Raw genomic sequence first — 17,730 nt, 5'->3', positions numbered from 1 at the left:
CCCTGTGGGAATCCTCCGCGCTTTCCCTCGTCTGCGTCCGGATGGCGTTAGAATGGTGGGCCGAATTTCCATCGACGCGACCGGGACGACGCGCCTGGCGGACGAGGGGCCCGCCCTCCGCCGGGATCGCCGCCCCGGCCTCCCCGGCAAGAAGGATCCCCATGGCCATCGACATCGATACCCTCAACGACCCGCAGCGCGAAGCCGTCCTCACCACGGAGGGGCCGCTGCTCGTGCTGGCCGGCGCCGGCTCCGGCAAGACGCGCGTGCTCACCTACCGCATCGCGCACCTCATCGACGACCTCGGCGCCGAGCCGTGGCAGATCCTCGCCATCACGTTCACCAACAAGGCGGCCACCGAGATGCGCGAGCGCCTCATGGCGCTCGTCGGCCCGCGCAGCCGCGGCATGTGGGTGTCCACCTTTCATGCGATGTGCGTCCGCATCCTGCGCACCGACGCGGAGCGCATCGGCTTCACCCGCAGCTTCACCATCTATGACACCGACGACCAGAAGCGCCTGTACAAGGAGGTCATGGCCGAGCTCGACATCGATCCGAAGCGCTTCCCGGTCAACGCGCTCATGAACCGCATCTCCCAGGCGAAGAACGAGCTGGTGGTGCCCGCCGAGTTCGAGAAGCAGGCCATGGACCCGGTGGGCAAGGTGGCCGCGCGCGTGTACACGCGACTGCAGGAGCGCCTCAAGGCGGCCAACGCCTTCGACTTCGACGACCTGCTGGTCTACGCCTACCTGCTGCTGAAGAACCACCCGGACGTGCTGAGCGCCTACCAGCAGCGCTTCCGCTACATCATGGTGGACGAGTATCAGGACACCAACCACGCGCAGTACGAGATCACGCGCCTCCTGGCAGCAGGGCATCAGAACCTCATGGTGGTGGGCGACGACGACCAGTCCATCTACTCGTGGCGCGGTGCCGACATCCGCAACATCCTCGAGTTCGAGGGCGATTACCCCGCCGCCGCCACGGTCAAGCTCGAGCAGAACTACCGCAGCGTGGGCAACATCCTGGCCGCGGCCAACGCCGTCATCGCCAACAACCAGCACCGCAAGGCCAAGCGCCTGTTCACCGCTGCGGAGGATGGCGACAAGATCGAGGTCTACCTTGCCACCGACGAGCGCGACGAGGGGCGCTGGATAGCCGGCGAGATCGAGCGGCGTCACGCCGAGGGGCTCTCCTACGAGGATGTGGCCGTGTTCTACCGCACGAACGCCCAGTCGCGCATGCTCGAGGACATGCTGCTGCGCGCGGGCGTTCCCTACCGCATCGTCGGCGGCGTGCGCTTCTTCGACCGTGCGGAGATCCGCGACGTCATGGCCTACCTCACGCTCGTGGTGAACCCGGCTGACGACATCGCGGCCAAACGCGTCATCAACGTGCCGCGCCGCGGCATCGGCAAGACCACCATCGAGCGCATCGAGCAGTTCGGCCGCGAGATGGGCCTGTCCTTCATGGACGCCGCCGAGCTGGTGGTGGCCGATCCGGAGGTGCGCGCGGCCACCCGCAACGCGGTGGCGGAGTTCGTCACGCTGCTCAAGACGGCTCGCACCTACGAGGGCGAGCTGCGCCGCGTGATCGAGATGATCGTCGACCAGACGGGGCTCATCGCCGCGCTTGAGGCCGAGAACACCGACGAGGCGCGCGGCCGCGTGGAGAACATCCGCGAGTTCATGGGCGTGGTCGAGGAGTTCTCCCAGACCCATGCCGACGATGACGCGCTCTACGACGCCCCCACGGCTGCGCCGGCCGGCGAGGAGCCGGCCCGCGTGCTGCGCGGCAACTCGATGGCCGACTTCATCGAGTGGGTGCGTCTGCGCACCGACCTGGACAAGGTGGCCGAGGGCGATCCGGCCGTCACGCTCATGACGGTGCACTCCGCCAAGGGCCTCGAGTTCGACTGCGTGTTCGTGGGCGGCATGGAGGAGTCGCTGTTCCCGCATATGAACTCCATCGGCGACGCCGCGAGCATCGAGGAGGAGCGCCGGCTGGCCTACGTGGCCATCACCCGCGCCCGCAAGAAGCTCTACCTCACCTGCGCCCAGCAGCGCCAGATCTTCGGCCAGACCTCGTCGAATCCCACGTCCCGCTTCATCCAGGAGATCCCCGCCGAGCTGCGGCGCACCTCGGGCCTCGGGTCGTCCGGCTTCTCCGGTACCGGCTGGGAGAAGCGCGGCAGTCGCCGGGGCATCGCCGGCTCGGGTACCGAGGCGGGGGAGGGGCGCGTCTTCGGCCGCTCGAGCGCGTCGGGGTCGGCCGGGCGCGGCGACCGCGCTCGCGCCGGGCGCAGCGGCGCCGGCACGCGCGACGTGGGCAAGAAGGGTGCCGCGTCGGTGACCTTCGCCGCCGGCGACATGGTGGACCACAAGACCTTCGGCCGCGGTAAGGTGATGAAGGTGGACGGCGACACCCTCCACGTCAAGTTCGCCAAGACGGGCCAGACCAAGAAGCTGCTGAAGGACTACGCCCCCATCGTCAAGATCGGCGGATAGGGGGCCCTGTGGGGTTACGCCGCAGTCAGTCCAGAAGAAACGCGCCCCGCAATTGCGGGGCGCGTTTCTTCTGCGCGCGAAAATGGCCATTTGCTTCGAAATTCCGAGCCAGCCTCAAGGCGACGGGTTAGCGGCAACGGCGTTTGCCCAGGTCGCGGTTGCGCGGTGTGCTCCGCTGGAATCCCTGGCGGGGGTTTCGGGCTGATGTGCCTCGGAATTTCGAAGCAAATGGCCAGAAATCCCGCTCCGCACCGCATGCAGCGAGCCTAGCAGCAGGCGTTGCACCACGCGCAGGCGCTCGGCGCGGCCGCGATGCCGCCGAGGGCGCTCTCCCGCAGCTCGAAGGGCAGCCCGCGCCCCACCTCGTCCATGACGGCCACCGCCTCGTCGAAGCTGATGAGGTTCTGCACGCCCGACAGCGCGATCTGCGCGCTCACCAGCGCGATGGATGCCGCCGTGGCGTTGCGCTTCTGGCAGGGCACCTCCACCAGGCCGCCCACCGGGTCGCATACGAGTCCGAGCAGCGACATCATCACGTTGGCGCCTGCGGCCAGCGCCTGGGCGGGCGTGCCGCCGGCCATGGCCACCGCGGCGGCTGCCGCCATGGCCGCCGCCGAGCCCACCTCGGCCTGGCAGCCGCCCTCGGCGCCCGACACGCTGGCGTTGCGCGCGATGACGTAGCCCACGGCGCCGGCGGTGAGCAGGCCCTCCATCAGCTGCTCATCGGTGAACCCGCGCAGGTCCTGCAGGCTCAGCAGCACGGCGGGCAGCACCCCGGCCGACCCGGCCGTCGGCGTGGCCACGATGCGTCCCATGGAGGCGTTGGTCTCCAGCACGGCCAGCGCGTAGGCGGCCGCTCGGGCCGCCAGCGGGTCGAGCAGCGCCGCGCCGTCCGCGCATGCGCGAGCCAGCTTCTGCGCCTCGCCGCCGATGAGGCCGCCGGTGGACGCCACGGGCTGCTCGATGGGGCCGGTGGCGGCTGCGCGCATGACGGCCAGCGCGCGCGTCAGGTAGGGCCCCACCTCGGCGGTGACGCCCTGAAGGGTGCGCAGCGCCTGCTCGCGGCGGTAGAACACCTCGGCGATGGTGCAGCCCTCGGCCGCGCAGGTCTCCAGCAGGCCCGCGCCGTCCTCGTAGTTCCAGCGCTCGAAGGCGTCGGCGGCGTCCAGGGGCACGCAGACCGGGTCGCCGTCTCCGTCGGCGAAGCTCGGCGCGATGACGTGCACGTCGTAGACGGCAGGGTGCTCGAGGATGATCCCGCGCGCTATCTCGTCCACGGCATCGTCGGTCTCCATCACCGTGTAGGCGTCGTCGTGCTTGGCCGTGCGGTAGAGGCTGGCCGTGGCGATGTTCACGCCGCACCGCGCCAGGCACGACGAGATGTGCGCGAGCACCCCGCGCACGTCGCGCTGGTGCACCACCACGCTCGTGTGCTCGCCGGTGATGTTGACCTCCACTCCGTTGACCCGCGTGATGACGGCCGCCCCGCCGCCCACGGACACGCCGCGCATGGTGAGGATGCCGCCGGCCGCGTCGGTCACGGCGATGTCGACGGTGTTGGGGTGCTCGGGCTCGGTGCTCGTGTCGAAGGTCATCTCCACGGCCAGCCCCGCCTTCTCGGCCAGGGCGAACGAGTCGCGGATGGCCAGGTCGTCGGCGTCGAGCCCCAGCAGGCCGGCCACGAGGGCCTTGTCGGTGCCGTGGCCGCGTCCCGTGTGGGCGAACGAGCCGTACAGGGTGAAGGACGCGTGCGCCGGCGGCGCGGCGCACAGGCGTCGGGCCATGGTGGCGATGGCCAGGGCTCCTGCCGTGTGGGAGCTGGAGGGCCCTACCATGACCGGGCCGATGATGTCGCGTAATCCGTAGGTCTTCATGATCGTGTTCCTCGCCTTCGCCGTCGTATCCTCCCCGCCTGGCCTTCAGGCGAGCGAGCGCGCTGCCGTCCGTCCCGCGAAACGTGGGGCTTTGGCGATGAAGCTACCACATCGCAGGGCCGCCTCGGAGGCGCCGGGGTATACTGCCCCGGAATCGTTGCCTATACACCCAAGGAGAGAGAGGCCCATGGCTTCGCCCGTCATCGTCGTGGGACATCGCAACCCCGATAACGACTCCATCTGCGCCGCGGTGGGGTACGCGTACCTGAAGAACGAGATAGCCAAGCGCGACGGCACCGCCGACAAGGTCGAGTACATCCCCGCGCGCCTCGGCCCCCTGCCGCCTGAGAGCGCGTGGATCCTCGAGGCCAACGGCATTCCCGCGCCGCGCAAGCTCCCCCATGTGCACGCCCGCGTCTGCGACGTGATGACCCCCGACCCGGAGTCCATCCGCCATGACGCCAGCATGCTCGAGGCCGGGCGCCGCCTGCGCCAGCTCAACGTGCGCTCGCTCGTGGTGGAGAACGACGACGGCACCTTCCGCGGCCTCATCTCCACCCGCGCCATCGCCGAGCGCTACATCTCGGCCACCGACGCCCTGGACGGCGACGATGCCAACCCCATGGCCGTGGCCTCGTCGCTCATCGAGTCGCTCGGCCAGCGCGTGGCCGACCTCACCTACACCAACGTGCTCGTGCTCGACCGCGAGGCCCTGCTCAGGGAGGCTGCCGACGACCTCATGGCCAGCGAGCTGCGTGAGGGCGTGGTGGTGGATGACGACGGGTTCGCCGTGGGCATTGTCACGCGCTCCGACATCGCCGTGCGGCCCAAGCGCAAGGTGATCCTCGTCGACCACAACGAGACGCGCCAGGCGGCCAACGGCATCGAGGAGGCCGACGTGGTGGAGATCCTCGATCACCACCGCATCGCCGACGTGATGACGGCCAACCCCATCAAGTTCCTCAACCTGCCCGTAGGCTCCACCGCCACCATCGTCACGCTCGAGTTCCGCAAGCACGCCGTGGAGGTGCCGCGCGACATCGCCGCTGTGCTGCTCTCGGCCATCATGACCGACACGGTCATCCTCAAATCGCCCACCGCCACCGACATCGATCGCGATCAGGTGGACTACCTGGCGGGCATCCTCGACGTCGATCCCACCGAGTTCGGCCTGAAGGTGTTCCGCACCCGCGGCGGCGAGGACGACATGCCGGTGGAGAAGCTGGTCGAGGCGGACTCCAAGGAGTTCCAGTTCGGTGATAACACCGTGCTCATCGCCCAGCACGAGACCGTGGACCTGCCGGCGGTCATGGCGCGCGAGGCCGAGATCCGCGCGCACATGGCCGAGCTCAAGACGCTGCACGGCTACGAGTTCGTGCTGCTGATGGTGACCGACATCCTGGCCGAGGGCAGTCAGTTCATCGTCGAGGGAAACCGCCGCATCGTCAACCGCGTGTTCAACATCGAGTGCCCCGAGGAGGGCGGCGTGTGGATGCCCGGCATCCTCTCGCGCAAGAAGCAGGTGGCCGCGCGCATCCTGGGGTCGTAGCCCCGCGTGGCGGCCGGCGCCCCGCTGTTCGGAGTCGGCGGGTCATCTTTGGAGAAACCGTATCGTTTGGGCAACGGACGCTCGGGCGGGCCTAGAATCGGGGCCGTGCGCATAGGAGTCGCACGGCCCCGATTATCGTGAAGGAAGCGATCCGTCACCCATGGCTGAGATACTGGAAGCCATCATGCTCGTCTGCTTCGGCCTTTCCTGGCCCATGAACGCCTACAAGAACTACAAGGCTCGCACGGCCGCCGGCACCAGCTGGCAGTTCATCGGGCTCATCACGCTCGGCTACTTCGCCGGCATCGCCGCCAAGTTCGCCTCCGGCAGCTTCACCTGGGTGCTGGCGGTGTACTTCATCAATGTGGCCTGCGTGGCGGTGAACTGGGCCGTCTACTTCCGCAACCGTCGCCTGGACGCCGCCCGCGCCGCCGGCGTGCTGGTGGAGGAGACCGAGACCCTCAGCCGCACCGCTGATGGCGTGCGCCTGGACGAGGTGGTCTCCGTGAGGCCGGCCTCCGTCCGCTAGCCGGCTTGCTCCGGTCGGGTGTCTGCGGGGCACGGGGCCGCGCAGGCCGATTGGCCGCGTCGTCGCGCGTCTGCTGCGGCCGCCGCTCGCTAGACTGGCGTCAGGCCGCGTTTTCCGTAGAAAGGCACTCCCATGAACTCTGATCGCCTGCTGTCCACGTTTCTTGAGCTCGTTGCCGTCGAGAGCCCCTCGTTTTGCGAGGCCGCGATGGCTTCCCACTGCGCGCGGGCCCTGGCTGAACTGGGGTTCTTCGTGGAGTTTGATGCCTCTGCTGTCGTCACTGGCTCTGATTCCGGCAACCTCATCGCGCGCCTGCCGGGCACCGCGCCCGGGCGCCTGGCGCTCTCGGCCCACCTGGACACGGTGGAGCCCTGCGCTGGCATCGAGGTGCTGCGCGAGGCGGTGCCGGCTGCGGTGCTGGGGTCGGCCTACGCCGATGAAGGCGCCACGCTTGAGGTGCTGCGCTCGGCGGGGGAGACCATCCTGTCCGCCGACGACAAGGCCGGTATCGCCGCCATCTTGGAAGGCGTGCGCTCGACGCTGGAGTCCGGTGCGCCGCGCCCCGACCTCACCGTGCTGCTGACCACCTGCGAGGAGCAGAGCCTCCTGGGGTCGTCGGCCCTCGCGCCCGACGCGCTTTCCTGGCCGGTCGACCTGCCCTCCGCGTGCGCGGGTGCCGGTGCCGCCGGGGCGCGTGGCGAGGGGCGTGCGGAAGGCGGCGCGGTTGCGGAAGGCGCCGGGGTCGCGGGCGCCGTGGTCGCGGGCGACGAGGCGTTGCCGTGCTACGTGCTGGACGCCGACGGGCGTCCGGGCACCATCATCACGGGAGCGCCCTGCCACTGGACGATGCGCGCTCGCTTCCACGGCCGCGCGGCCCATGCCGGCGTGGAGCCTGAGGCTGGCGTGTCGGCCATCGCGCTGGCGGCCGATGCGGTGGCTGCCATGCCGCTCGGGCGCCTCGACGAGTGCACTACCGCCAACGTCGGCGTCATCGCCGGCGGCACGGCCGTGAACGTCGTGCCCGAAGCATGCGAGCTGGCGGGGGAGTGCCGCTCTCTTCGCCCGGATCGCGCCGCCGCCCAGCGCGACGCGATGACGGTCGCCTGCGAGCAGGCCGCCGCGCAGGGCGGGGGATCGGTGGAGCTGGAGTGGACGTGCGATTATCCGGCCGTGCTCTTCGAGGACGACGCGCCTGTCGTGGCGCGTGCCGTGGCCGCCGCCCGTGCGGCGGGTCTTGTGCCGCGCCTGGCGCGCACCGGAGGTGGGGCCGATGCCAACGTGCTTGGTGCCAAGGGCTGCCAGGCCGTCACGCTCGGCATCGGCATGGCCAACTTCCACTCTGCCGACGAGTTCATCGCCGTGCGCGACTTGGAGGCTACCGCCCGCCTCGTCGAGGCGCTCATCGCCGAGTACGCAGGCTAGCGGGCCTTCCCGTCTGGCGGGCAGTTCCATGCTGCGCCAGGTCCCGCCGCCTTGCCCGGCGAGACGTTCAGGCCGCATGCGTCATCGCGTCTGGTTGCCGCTCCCGTCGAGCGTCCCTCTTGTGCGTCGATTCCCTTGCGTATCGCGTAGCGCTTCTGCGTCGGGATTCCTTGCGCTCTCGCGAGTCGCCGTGCCTGCTGCGCTCTCTCTTGCGCCTGCTCCTCCGCGCCGACGGGATGGCTGGCACGATCCACGCGTTGACGTGGGCCCCGACGCGCGCTCCGCGTCACCGTCTTGCGCCTGTTGCCCGCGCCCGCTGTCCGCACTTGCCGGCTCGCGACTTGCGCTCTGTCCCGCCGCCTGCCCGGTGTGACGTTTGGTGTGACCCCCTGGCACACTTCCGCCGCCTGCCCGGTGTGACGTTTGGTGTGACCCCCTGGCACACCTTGCGAAAAAGGCCGTTCGTTGCAAATTCGAGCGGAAATGCACTCTTCGTCAGTCCTTGGTTCGCTCTCAGTTACGTTCGGCGTGGTAGCGTTTCCGCATAACCCCAGGTCGTGTTCCCTCACACAAGGCGAAGGAGGGGTTGTCGCTGCCTGAGCGAGTGCAAAACCGAACGAATTTGCAGCGATCGGCGTGAAATCCGCAGATCGACCTCCAGGACCCCTGCGCACCGAAGCGCTCCGTCGCAGATTTCCCTACGCTGCTCGCATGACCGGGTCGCACATCTTGCGTGCGATCCGCTCGCCTAGCGCTTTGCGCCGTCCCAGGTCCGTGTCCGCCCTCGGAGTCGCTTGCTTCCTCCAGGCTGCCCCCACCTGATCCGCTCCCGGCGTCCTGATCCCGCGCACCCGCCTGCGCCCGCCCGGCACTGCTCCCGCCTGCCCGATGTGACATTTGGTGTGACCCCTTGGCACGGACGGTGTGACGTTTGGTGTGACCCCCTGGCACCCTGGCACCCGCAACTTTTTCGCCCAGCGGCCAAACTTTCTTCCCGCCCGCGTCAGCCTCCCTTAGTGACCTGCGCAAACGCGATTCGCCGACTATAGACACGCCCGGCACCGTGGCGTTTGACAAGCTGCGCGGAGAGGCCTAATATTCTCCATCGCGCCTCTCGGAGGCGCTTCTTTTCGTGTGCGCAACAGCTGAGCGTACATGAAAGACGTAAGCTCACGGAGGAAAAAGAAAGGAAGAGTCTTGCCTACTATTAACCAGCTGGTCCGCAAGGGCCGCAAGAAGACGGCTGACAAGAAGAAGACGCCGGCTCTCAAGGGCAACCCGCAGAAGCGTGGCGTGTGCACCCGCGTGTACACCACCACCCCCAAGAAGCCGAACTCCGCGCTTCGCAAGGTCTGCCGCGTGCGCCTGGTCAACGGCATGGAGGTCACGGCCTACATCCCGGGCATCGGCCACAACCTGCAGGAGCACTCCATGGTGCTCATCCGCGGCGGCCGTGTTAAGGACCTCCCCGGTGTCCGCTACAAGGTCATCCGCGCGGCCCTCGACTGCTCGCCGGTGGACAACCGCAAGCAGGCCCGCAGCCGCTACGGCGCCAAGCGCCCGAAATAACCGCTAAGACGCGCGGGTCCGCGAAGGGGAGCGCCGGAAGGGCCGGCCGTCCTCGGGCCTAATGGGGCGTGAAAGACCCCGGAAGCGCGCAGGAACAAGAAGGAGAACTACATGCCGCGTCGTGCAGCAGCAGTCCGTCGCGAAACGCAGCCGGACGCCAAGTTCAACAACCGCCTCGTCACGCAGCTGATCAACAAGGTCCTGCTTGACGGCAAGAAGTCCATCGCCGAGGGCATCGTCTACGGCGCCTTCGACATCGTCGAGGAGAAGACCGGCCAGGATCCCCTGTCCGTCTTCAAGAAGGCCATGGACAACGTCCGCCCCACGCTCGAGTGCAAGCCCAAGCGCGTCGGCGGCGCCACCTACCAGGTGCCCATGGAGGTCAACTCCCGCCGCGCCACCACGCTGGCCATCCGCTGGATCGTGGACTTCTCCCGCAAGCGCAAGGAGCACACCATGAAGCAGCGCCTGGCCGCCGAGATCATGGACGCGTCGGAGAACACCGGCGCCGCCGTGAAGAAGCGCGAGGACATGTACAAGATGGCCGAGGCCAACCGCGCCTTCTCCCACTACCGCTTCTAGGAACAGGTAGGAGAGACTATGGCGAAGATTGACCTGAAGGATACGCGCAACATCGGCATCATGGCCCACATCGACGCGGGCAAGACGACCACCACCGAGCGCATCCTCTACTACACGGGCAAGACCCACAAGATCGGCGAGGTGCACGACGGCGCCGCTACCATGGACTGGATGGTCCAGGAGCAGGAGCGCGGCGTGACCATCACCGCTGCCGCCACCACCTGCTTCTGGAAGTACCCCGGCGGCAAGGACAACGGCAAGGAGTACCGCTTCCAGATCATCGACACGCCCGGCCACGTGGACTTCACGGCCGAGGTGGAGCGCTCCCTGCGCGTGCTCGACGGCACCGTGGCCGTGTTCGACGCCGTCGCCGGCGTGCAGCCGCAGTCCGAGACGGTGTGGCGTCAGGCCGAGCGCTACGGCGTTCCGCGCATCGCCTTCATCAACAAGTACGACCGCGTGGGCGCTGACTTCCTCCACGCCATCCAGACCATGCGCGATCGCCTGGGCGCCAACGCCGTGGCCGCGCAGCTGCCGATGGGCGCCGAGGACAACTTCTGGGGCGTCATCGACCTGGTGACCATGACCGCGTGGGACTTCAAGGCCGACGACAAGGGCATGACCTACCCCGAGCCCATGGACGCCATCCCGGCCGAGTTCGCCGACGACGCCGAGCTGTACCACCAGGAGCTCCTGGAGGCCGCCGCCGACTGCGACGACGAGCTCATGGAGAAGGTGCTCATGGAGGAGGAGGTCACGGTCGACGAGCTGAAGGCCGCCATCCGCAAGGGCGTCATCAACTGCCAGATCAACCCGGTGTTCGTGGGCTCCGCCTACAAGAACAAGGGCGTGCAGGAGCTGCTCGACGCGGTGGTCGACTACATGCCGTCGCCCATCGACATCCCCGCCATCAAGGGCGAGAACCCCGACACCGGGGCTGACGAGGAGCGTCCGGCCGATCCGAAGGCGCCGTTCTCCGCGCTGGCCTTCAAGATCATGACCGACCCCTACGTCGGCAAGCTGACCTACCTGCGCGTGTACTCCGGCTCGCTCGACTCGGGCAGCTACGTGCTCAACGCCGTCAAGGGCAAGAAGGAGCGCATCGGCCGTCTGCTGCAGATGCACTCCAACCAGCGCGTCGACATCGACTCCTGCCAGGCGGGCGACATCGTCGCCGTCGTGGGCCTGAAGGACACCTCCACCGGCGACACCCTGTGCGCCGAGGACGCCCCGGTCATCCTGGAGTCCATGGAGTTCGCCGACCCGGTTATCGACATCGCCGTCGAGCCCAAGACCAAGGCCGAGCAGGACAAGATGGGCGTGGCCCTGGCCAAGCTGGCCGAGGAGGATCCGACCTTCCGCGTGTCCACCAACCACGAGACCGGCCAGACCATCATCGCCGGCATGGGCGAGCTGCACCTGGAGATCATCGTCGACCGCCTGCTGCGCGAGTTCAAGGTGGAGGCGAACGTGGGCAAGCCGCAGGTCGCCTACCGCGAGCGTCCGGGCCACGAGGTCATGAACGCCGAGGGCAAGTTCGTCCGCCAGACCGGCGGTCGCGGCCAGTACGGCCATGCGGTCATCAACATGTACCCGCAGGAGCCGGGCAAGGGCTACACCTTCGAGAACAAGATCGTCGGCGGCGTGGTGCCCAAGGAGTACATCCCCTCCATCGACAAGGGCATCCAGGAGGCGCTGAACTCCGGCGTGCTCGCCGGCTACCCGGTCGAGGACGTGCGCGTCGAGCTGATCGACGGCTCCTACCACGACGTCGACTCCTCCGAGGCGGCGTTCAAGGTGGCCGGTTCCATGGCCATCAAGGACGCGCTGAAGAAGTCCAACCCGGTCATCCTCGAGCCCGTCATGGCCGTCGAGGTGGAGACCCCCGAGGAGTACACCGGCTTCGTCATGGGCGACATCCCGAGCCGCCGCGGCCTCATCCAGGGCCAGGAGCAGCGCGGCAGCGCCGTCGTCATCGAGGCCAAGGTCCCGCTGAGCCAGATGTTCGGCTACGCCACCGACCTGCGCTCCGGCACCCAGGGTCGTGCTGTGTACACCATGCAGTTCGACTCCTACGAGCCGGTGCCCAAGAGCGTCGCAGAGGAAATTATCAGCAAGGCCGGCGGCAACGCCTAGGTCGCCCCATCGAAGCTTTCATTGGAGGTAAGCTAAGTGGCTAATCAAAAGATTCGCATTCGCCTGAAGGGGTACGATCATGAGATCGTGGACCAGTCCACGAAGCTCATCGTCGATACCGCCCAGAAGACGGGTGCCAAGGTTTCCGGTCCCATCCCGCTGCCGACGGAGCGCAACCTGTACTGCGTCATCCGCTCGCCCCATGTGGACAAGGACTCCCGCGAGCAGTTCGAGATGCGCACCCACAAGCGCCTGATCGACATCCTCGAGCCCACGCCCAACACCGTGGACTCGCTGATGCGCCTCGACCTCCCCGCCGGCGTCGACATCGAGATCAAGCTGTAAGGGGTGTTGAAGAATGATTAACGCTATCTACGGCAAGAAGATCGGCATGACCCAGATCTTCGCCGAGGACGACACGGTCATCCCCGTGACCGTCATCCAGGCGGAGCCGAACACGGTCTGCCAGGTGAAGACCACCGACACCGACGGCTACGAGGCCGTGCAGCTGGCCTTCGGCTACGTGAAGCCGCGCCGCGTGAACAAGCCCATGACGGGCCACTTCGAGAAGCAGGGCGTCGAGCCCAAGCGCTACCTGCGCGAGGTTCGCGTGGAGAACGCCGGCGAGTACCAGTCTGGCGACACCCAGACCGTCGCCGCCTTCGCCGACGTGAAGAAGGTCGACGTGACCGGCACGTCCAAGGGCAAGGGCTTCGCGGGCGTCATGAAGCGCTACGGCTTCGCCGGCGGCCCGGGCGGCCACGGCGCGCACTTCCACCGCGCCCCCGGCTCCGTGGGCCAGTGCGCCACGCCCTCCCGCGTGTTCAAGGGCCTGCGCCTTCCCGGCCACATGGGCTGCGACACGGTGACCGTGCGCAACCTTGAGGTCGTTCGCATCGATGAGGACCAGAACCTGATCCTCGTGAAGGGCGCGGTGCCCGGCGGCAAGAACGCCCTGGTTCGCGTGCGCATGGCTTAAGTCCGGTTACGTTACAAGGAGACCAACTACTATGGCATCCATTGAGATCAAAGACGTGAAGGGCGAGGGCGTCGGCACCGCCGAGCTCGCTCCCTCCGTGTTCGGCATCGAGCCGAACATCCACGTCATGCACCTCGTCGTCAAGGCGCAGCGCGCCTCTTGGCGTCAGGGCACGCATGACACCCGCACGCGCGGCGAGGTTCGCGGCGGCGGCAAGAAGCCGTGGCGCCAGAAGGGCACCGGCCGCGCCCGCCAGGGCACGATCCGCGCGCCCCACTGGGTCGGCGGCGGCACCGTGTTCGGCCCGCACCCCCGCTCCTACGACCAGAAGGTCAACAAGAAGGAGGTCAAGCTGGCCATGCGCAGCGCGCTCTCGGCCAAGCTGGCCGACGGCGAGCTCGTCATCGTCAAGGAGTTCCCCTTCGAGCAGCCGCGCACCAAGGACGCCGTGGCGTTCCTCAAGGCCTTCGGCCTGGAGGACAAGCGCATCACCCTGGTGATCGGCAACGAGGACGTGGAGACCTTCCTGTCCTTCCGCAACCTGCAGAAGGTGAACATCGTTCCGGTGAGCGACATCAACACCTACGAGCTGATCGACAACAAGGCCCTCGTCATCACCGAGCAGGCCCTCAAGCATATCGAGGAGGTGCTTGCATAAATGAACAAGGATCCCCGCGAGGTCATCATCCGCCCCGTCATCACGGAGCACAGCTATGACGCCATGGAGAACAACGTGTACACCTTCGAGGTGGCCAAGGACGCCAACAAGGTCGAGATTCGCCAGGCCATCGAGGCTATCTTCAACGTGACGGTGGTCAAGGTGAACACCCTCAACGTGAAGCCGAAGCCCAAGCGCATGCGCTACCAGGCCGGCAAGACCCGCACCTGGAAGAAGGCCATGGTCACCCTCAAGGACGGTGACACCATCGAGATCTTCGCGAGCTAACCCCGCGAGTTCCCTCGAGAGCCGAAGGCGGCACCCATCTGGGTGCCGCCTTTTTTGTCGGGATCCCTAGCCGACGGGGCGATGCGAATCCGCGCGCGGGCGGCCCGCGGGGCGGGGGTCGGATCGGCGCGCCTCTACGCTGGCGATAGTGACGTAGGTGTTGCGGCCGTCCCTCCAGCCGTCGAGGAGCCCGGCGCCGATCATGGTCGAGATACGGGAGCGACTGACTCCCAGCGCCGCGGCTGCTTGGGAGGCCGACATCCTGGGGATGTCGGCGAGGGAGGCGTCGACGGAGACGATGACGCGGATGCCGCCGCGCTCGGGCTCATTACCGAAGCGGGGAGCAGGGGGCTCCTCACCCCGCATGAGGTAATCGCATATCGTCTCTCGAAGCAGGTCGGCTGCGGACTCGCAGGCGTCCTCCACATCGCTTCCCTGGGTGGCCCCCGGGATTCCGAAGGGGGCGAGGCACCAGCTCTGTTCGCTGCGCCACATCTCGAACTCGTAGGTGTACTGCATGGCACCACTTCCTCGCTACTTGAGGCCCGCGTCCTTCTTCAGCTTCTCGAACACCGCATCCTCTATCTCCCGATGGCGCTTGATGAGGATGGTGTCCTTACCGTTGGTGAACTTCTCGTGCTTGGTGCCGCCCTTCGACCAGAACCCATGCTCGGTGAAGAACCGCACCACGTCTCGTCGCTTCGTCATGTTCTCCTCCGCATCATAGGGGGTGAATCGGGTGAATGCAATAAATAGAAACTGAATTTACAATAATGTGATCACTCGGGTGAGATGCCGTCAGGGTAAGAGCGATGGCTCTGGGTGGGTGCTGGCAGATCGTGCGGAGATCTGCTGCGGATACTGTATGTCCTATCAGGAAAAACGCTGTAAACGGCCGTTTACGTTCGGGGGCGAAAGCATGAAAAACGCAAAAGAACATGGCCGCGTTGAGGAGCAGTTTGCGAAGTTAGCGAGAAAGATATCGCGGGATGGGCGCGAGTGTGACGGCGCGCGCTGCGGCGCTACGTGATGCGGTTTCGGCGTCACGCGCCGCGGCTTGGCGCCATGCGTTGCGTGCGCCACGGGCTGCGGGCTCGGCGCCTCGTGTCGTGAGTGTCGGCCAACTCGTGTATAGTAAGAGTGTTTACCTACTTACTTACCGGGCAGGGGGTGGATCGTGGCCTTCGTCGAGTTTTGCGACGTGCGGAAGGTGTACCAGATGGGCGAGGTGCAGGTGGCGGCCGTCGACGGCATGGACTTCGCCATCGAGCGCGGCGAGCTCGTCGTCATCGTGGGGCCCTCCGGCGCGGGCAAGACCACGCTCCTCAACATGCTCGGCGGCATGGACTCGCCTACGTCGGGCTCCATCGTGCTCGACGGGCGCGACATATCCCACGCCTCGGCGAAGGAGCTCACGCTCTACCGCCGCCATGACATCGGCTTCGTCTTCCAGTTCTACAACCTGGTGCAGAACCTCACCGCGCTCGAGAACGTGGAGCTGGCGAGCCAGATCTGCTCTGACCCGCTGCCGGCGGCCGACGTGCTGCGGCAGGTGGGGCTGGGACGGCGCATGGACAACTTCCCCGGTCAGCTCTCCGGCGGCGAGCAGCAGCGCGTGGCCATCGCCCGCGCGCTCGCGAAGAACCCCAAGCTCCTGCTGTGCGACGAGCCCACCGGCGCCCTGGACTACGAGACGGGCAAGGCCATCCTCCGGCTTCTGCAGGACACCTGCCGCGACACGGGCAAGACCGTGGCGCTCGTCACCCACAACTCCGCGTTCACGGCCATCGCCGACCGGGTCATCCACATCCGCGAGGGACGCGTGGCCGCCATGGAGCTCAACGATCATCCGCTCTCGGCCGAGGTGCTGGAATGGTAGCGCGGCGGCGGGTGCCGCAGCGCCGCGGCGGCGCACGGGCGGCAGGGGAGTAGCCCGCGGTGGCCGGCGCCTTCGCGAAAGACACGCTGCGCTCGATGCGACGCTCGCTCGGGCGCTTCCTGGCCATCGCGGCCATCGTCGCGCTGGGCACCGGCTTCTACGCGGGGCTGCGCATGACCTGCCCGGACATGAACCTGGCCGCTGATCGCTACTACGACGGCACGGCCCTCATGGACGTGCGGGTGGTGTCCACCCTGGGGCTTTCCGAGGACGACCTGGCGGCCCTGCGCGGCGTGGAGGGGGTCGAGGCCGTCATGGGGGCCTGGGAGACGGATGTCATGGCCTCCATCGGCGACGAGCAGTACGCCGTGCGCATGCACTCGCTGCCCGACGCCGCCGCCACGAGCGAGGCGGCGGCAGACGGGTCGGCGGTGGCCTCGGATGATCCCGACTACCTGAATCGCCTCGTGCTGGTGGAGGGCCGCTGGCCCGCGGCGCCGGACGAGTGCGTAATATCGCGCGATCGGGTCATGGGCGCGCCTACGCACCTCGGGGACGTGGTGACGGTGACCGAGGGCGCCCAGGACCTCGACGACGCCCTGGCCGAGCGGAGCTTCACCATCGTGGGCTATGCGCGCACCCCCTATTACGTGTCGTCCACCTCCATGGGCGCCACTACCTTGGGGTCCGGCTCCGTCCAGCAGTTCATGTACGTGCCGCGCGCCGCGTTCGCCGCCGACGCGCCCCTCACTGAGGCGTTCCTCGCCGTGAAGGGCGCCGCCGACGAGCGTGCCGGCTCTGACGCCTACCAGGCGCGCGTGGACGAGGTGATGGCGCGGGTGGAGGCCCTGGCCCCCGCTCGGGAGGAGGCCCGCCGCGCGGCGCTCGTAGCCGAGGCTGACGCCGAGCTCGACGATGCCCGGGCGGACTTCGAGGCTGAGCGCGCCGATGCCGAGGCCCAGCTCGCCTCCGCCCGCGCCCAGCTGGACGAGGCGGCCGGGCGCATCGCCGAGGGCGAGCGGGAGGTGGCCCAGGGCCAGGCTGACTATGATGCCGGGGCGGCGGAGCTGGCGCGCCAGCGCGCGGCCGCCGCGCGGCAGATGGACGACGCCCAGGCGCAGCTCGACGCGTCCGCCGCGGAGCTTGAGGCGGGCCGCGCCCCGGCGGAGAAGGCGGAGGCCGACCTGCCCGCCCTGGAGCGCCAGTGGCAGGAGGGCGCCGACGAGCTGGCCGCGGCCGAGCAGCAGTGGCAGGCCGGCTCCGATGCGGCCGAGGCAGCCCGGGCCCAGGCCCAGCAGGGGATCGACCAGGCCCAGGTCGCCCTCGCCTCGATCGACGCCGGCCTCGCCGAAGCTCGTGCGCGGCAGCAGGCCCTCCCCGGCCAGCTGGCCGCCTTGCACGAGGCCCTCTCCGCCGCGCCGGACGAGGAGGCCGCCGCCGCGCTCCGGGCCCAGATAGCCTCCCTCGAGCAGGCCCAGGCGGCGCTCCCGGGCGCCATCGCCCAGCTGGAGGCCCAGCGGGCCCAGGCGGCTGCCGGCTTGGAGCAGGCCCGCGCCGGGCTCGCCCAGGCTGAGCAGGCCCTGACCCAGCTCAACCAGGTCCGTGTGGAGCAGATCGAGCCCGCCCGCGCCCAGGTGGAGGAGGGGCGCGCCGGCTTGGAGCAGGCCCGCGCCGCCGTGGCCGCGTTCCGCGCGGGCGAGCAGCAGCTGGCCGACGGCCGGGCCCAGCTGGCCCAGGCCCGCGCCGACGCCGAGCAGC

General features: G+C 68.2%; 15 protein-coding genes and 1 pseudogene. 13 read left to right on the top strand and 3 right to left on the bottom strand.

The window, feature by feature from the left end:
* Positions 1–161: 161 nt before the first annotated feature.
* Complete coding sequence (locus D1643_RS04380) at positions 162–2,507, top strand: ATP-dependent helicase (RefSeq protein WP_160709025.1); 2,346 nt, start codon at positions 162–164, stop codon at positions 2,505–2,507.
* Positions 2,508–2,773: 266 nt separating this feature from the next.
* Here D1643_RS04380 and sdaAA read toward each other — a convergent pair whose 3' ends face one another.
* Complete coding sequence (sdaAA, locus tag D1643_RS04375) at positions 2,774–4,381, bottom strand: L-serine ammonia-lyase, iron-sulfur-dependent, subunit alpha (RefSeq protein WP_160709023.1); 1,608 nt, start codon at positions 4,379–4,381, stop codon at positions 2,774–2,776.
* A gap of 187 nt (positions 4,382–4,568) precedes the next feature.
* Between sdaAA and D1643_RS04370 the strand changes: the two genes are divergently transcribed.
* The 10 genes from D1643_RS04370 to rplW all read left to right on the top strand — a co-directional run bounded on the left by D1643_RS04370 (position 4,569) and on the right by rplW (position 14,093).
* Positions 4,569–5,930: a putative manganese-dependent inorganic diphosphatase gene (locus D1643_RS04370; protein ID WP_160709021.1), complete on the top strand. Its 1,362-nt coding sequence runs from the start codon at positions 4,569–4,571 to the stop codon at positions 5,928–5,930.
* A gap of 160 nt (positions 5,931–6,090) precedes the next feature.
* Complete coding sequence (locus D1643_RS04365; protein ID WP_236643368.1) at positions 6,091–6,459, top strand: hypothetical protein; 369 nt, start codon at positions 6,091–6,093, stop codon at positions 6,457–6,459.
* Positions 6,460–6,591: 132 nt separating this feature from the next.
* Positions 6,592–7,881: a M20/M25/M40 family metallo-hydrolase gene (locus D1643_RS04360; protein ID WP_160709019.1), complete on the top strand. Its 1,290-nt coding sequence runs from the start codon at positions 6,592–6,594 to the stop codon at positions 7,879–7,881.
* Positions 7,882–9,078: 1,197 nt separating this feature from the next.
* Complete coding sequence (rpsL, locus tag D1643_RS04355) at positions 9,079–9,450, top strand: 30S ribosomal protein S12 (protein WP_160709017.1); 372 nt, start codon at positions 9,079–9,081, stop codon at positions 9,448–9,450.
* Between the two features lie 111 nt (positions 9,451–9,561).
* Positions 9,562–10,032, top strand: a complete 471-nt coding sequence (rpsG, locus tag D1643_RS04350; RefSeq protein ID WP_160709015.1) for a 30S ribosomal protein S7 — start codon at positions 9,562–9,564, stop codon at positions 10,030–10,032.
* Between the two features lie 18 nt (positions 10,033–10,050).
* Positions 10,051–12,168 carry an elongation factor G gene (gene fusA / locus D1643_RS04345; RefSeq protein ID WP_160709013.1) on the top strand — a complete coding sequence of 706 codons (2,118 nt, stop codon included), beginning with the start codon at positions 10,051–10,053 and terminating at the stop codon, positions 12,166–12,168.
* Positions 12,169–12,204: 36 nt separating this feature from the next.
* Complete coding sequence (rpsJ, locus tag D1643_RS04340; RefSeq protein ID WP_160709011.1) at positions 12,205–12,513, top strand: 30S ribosomal protein S10; 309 nt, start codon at positions 12,205–12,207, stop codon at positions 12,511–12,513.
* Between the two features lie 13 nt (positions 12,514–12,526).
* A complete protein-coding gene (rplC, locus tag D1643_RS04335) occupies positions 12,527–13,147 on the top strand; it encodes a 50S ribosomal protein L3 (protein WP_160709009.1) in 621 nt (206 codons plus the stop codon).
* A gap of 31 nt (positions 13,148–13,178) precedes the next feature.
* Positions 13,179–13,805, top strand: a complete 627-nt coding sequence (gene rplD / locus D1643_RS04330) for a 50S ribosomal protein L4 (RefSeq protein ID WP_160709007.1) — start codon at positions 13,179–13,181, stop codon at positions 13,803–13,805.
* Positions 13,806–14,093, top strand: a complete 288-nt coding sequence (rplW, locus tag D1643_RS04325) for a 50S ribosomal protein L23 (RefSeq protein WP_160709005.1) — start codon at positions 13,806–13,808, stop codon at positions 14,091–14,093.
* Between the two features lie 66 nt (positions 14,094–14,159).
* Here rplW and D1643_RS04320 read toward each other — a convergent pair whose 3' ends face one another.
* Together D1643_RS04320 and D1643_RS04315 are read right to left on the bottom strand one after the other, a co-directional pair.
* The gene (locus D1643_RS04320; RefSeq protein ID WP_160709003.1) at positions 14,160–14,612 is read right to left on the bottom strand and encodes a helix-turn-helix domain-containing protein; all 453 of its coding nucleotides are present in this window, start codon (positions 14,610–14,612) and stop codon (positions 14,160–14,162) included.
* A gap of 15 nt (positions 14,613–14,627) precedes the next feature.
* Positions 14,628–14,801, bottom strand: coding sequence for a type II toxin-antitoxin system HicA family toxin (locus D1643_RS04315; protein ID WP_160709001.1), 174 nt, complete (start codon positions 14,799–14,801; stop codon positions 14,628–14,630).
* A gap of 469 nt (positions 14,802–15,270) precedes the next feature.
* Between D1643_RS04315 and D1643_RS04310 the strand changes: the two genes are divergently transcribed.
* Positions 15,271–15,972 (top strand): ABC transporter ATP-binding protein, encoded by a 702-nt coding sequence (locus tag D1643_RS04310; RefSeq protein ID WP_160708999.1) that lies wholly within the window; start codon positions 15,271–15,273, stop codon positions 15,970–15,972.
* A gap of 59 nt (positions 15,973–16,031) precedes the next feature.
* Positions 16,032–17,730, top strand: a pseudogene (locus tag D1643_RS04305) (ABC transporter permease); the annotation flags it as partial.

Source organism: Enterorhabdus sp. P55, assembly GCF_009911695.1.
Lineage (GTDB): Bacteria > Actinomycetota > Coriobacteriia > Coriobacteriales > Eggerthellaceae > Enterorhabdus.
Note: the sequence above shows the minus strand (reverse complement) of the source record. Positions and strands in the feature narration are given on the sequence as shown.